This is a genomic window from Desulforhopalus vacuolatus, assembly GCF_016918505.1.
In the GTDB taxonomy this organism is placed as follows: Bacteria; Desulfobacterota; Desulfobulbia; order Desulfobulbales; family Desulfocapsaceae; genus Desulforhopalus; species Desulforhopalus vacuolatus.
Genome location: NZ_JAFFPZ010000082.1, coordinates 1 through 1,632 on the forward strand (window position 1 = coordinate 1; position 1,632 = coordinate 1,632).

The window sequence follows — 1,632 nt, forward strand, 5'->3', positions numbered from 1 at the left end:
CGGTCACGGTAACAGGGATCGTTAAGATCTCGGAATCACCCACATTCAAATATTCGTACGTCGCATCGGTTGGATCGAAGCTGTATGAGCCATCTGGATGCAATGTGAAGCCTGCCGGAGCAGTTGAGCCTGGAGTGACCGTGAAGATAGCCGTCGAGCCATCATCTACATCTGTGGCAGTAAGCGTACCACTGATCCCAGCGGCCCCTTCATCAACAGAAGTGATTACATCCGCACCAGCCACCGGTGCATCGTTTGTGCCGTTGACTGTAATCTGGATCTGGACTGTATCGGTTGCACCATTATCATCGGTCACAGTGACGGGGATTGTCAGGATCGTGGAATCACCCACGTTCAGATGGTCATACGCCGCATCAGTCGGATCGAAACTGTATGAACCATCTGCGTGCAGCGTAAACCCGTCGATCGTGGCAGTCGTCGTATAAGCAGCCGTTGCACCATCATCTACATCACTTGAGGTCAGGTTTCCGGACACCATTCCGGCACCTTCATCGACGGTCGTAGATACATCCACACCTGCTACTGGCGCATCATTGGTACCGTTGACCGTGATCTGAATCTGCACCGTATCGGTACCACCCTGATCATCAGTCACCGTAACAGGGATTGTTAAAATCACGGAATCGCCAACGTTCAAGTAATCGTACGTTGCATCGGTTGGATCAAAACTGTAGGAACCATCTGCGTGCAGCGTAAAACCTGCCGGAGCAGTTGAACCTGGAGTGACCGTGAAGGTCGTCGTCGAGCCATCATCTACATCTGTGGAAGTAAGCGTACCACTGATCCCAGTGGCCCCTTCATCGATGGTAGCCGTTACATCCGCACCAGCTACCGGGGCATCGTTTGTGCCGTTAACTGTAATCTGAATCTGAACGGTATCAGTTCCACCCTGGTCATCAGTCACGGTGACGGGAACCGTCAGGATCACGGAATCACCCACGTTCAGGTGTTCGTAGGCTGCATCGGTTGGATCAAAACTGTAGGAACCATCTGCGTGCAGCGTAAACCCGTCGATCGTGGCAGTCGTCGTATAAGCGGCCGTTGCATCATCATCGACATCACTTGAAGTCAGGTTGCCAGAAATCATTCCGGCACCTTCATCAACGGAAGTAGTGACATCAGCACCAGCCACCGGCGCATCATTGGTACCGTTGACCGTAATCTGGATCTGCACCGTATCAATTCCGCCCTGATCATCCGTCACGGTAACGGGAATCGTCAAGATTGTGGAATCACCCACGTTCAAATGATCATACGCCGCATTGGTTGGATCGAAACTATAGGTTCCGTCTGGATTGAGCGTGAAACCTGCCGGAACGGTTGATCCTGAAGTGACAGTAAACGTTGCCGTTGCCCCATCATCGGAATCCGTTGAAGTGAGCGCACCATTAATCAATGCCGCCCCTTCATCAACGATGGTCGTAACATCAGCACCAGCTACCGGGGCATCGTTTGTGCCATTGACTGTAATCTGGATCTGAACTGTATCGGTTCCGCCATTATCATCGGTCACGGTAACAGGGATTGTTAAGATCTCGGAATCACCCACATTCAAATATTCGTACGTCGCATCGGTTGGATCGAAGCTGTATGAGCCATCTGGATGCAGTG

The 1,632-nt window shown here is 51.8% G+C and carries 1 protein-coding gene; it reads right to left on the bottom strand.

What is annotated here, in order from left to right; genetic code table 11:
• On the bottom strand, window positions 1-1,632 hold a 1,632-nt coding region (locus JWG39_RS15955), incomplete at both ends, for a cadherin-like domain-containing protein (protein ID WP_205220431.1).